The 427-nt window shown below is 77.5% G+C and carries 1 pseudogene; it reads left to right on the plus strand.

Features of this window, described 5'->3' with window-relative positions:
* Positions 1–427, plus strand: a pseudogene (locus tag J5F18_RS18565) (hypothetical protein); the annotation flags it as partial.

Raw genomic sequence — 427 nt, forward strand, 5'->3', positions numbered from 1 at the left:
GGACGGCCGCCTGGCCGGCGCCTTCACCCTGGCCGGCGAGCGGATCGCCCTGACCCTGCAGGGTCAGCCGGTCAGCGGCGACCTGCGCCTCGACCTGGCCCTGCCGGCGCTGGACCCCGGGGCCCGCCAGCTGGACCTCTCCGGCACCCGCCTGCGGCTCGATGCCCGCAGCGACGAGGGCACCGCTCCCCTGGCCCTGGATCTCACCCTGGAGGCCGCCCGCCTGGCTTCCCGGGTATCCCTGGCGGCGCTGCGCGACCACCCGCAGCCGCCGCTGGACGGCGAACTGGCGCTCTTCGGCCGCCTCGACCGGCTGGAAGTCCTCGACCCCTTCCTGGCGGGGCTGTTCGAGGGGCGCGGCATCGGCCTGGGCGGCGGCGGTGAGGTGAGCGCCCGGATGCGGCTCGAGGCGGGACGCCTCGCTGCC

Source organism: Halomonas sp. BM-2019 (assembly GCF_017584085.1).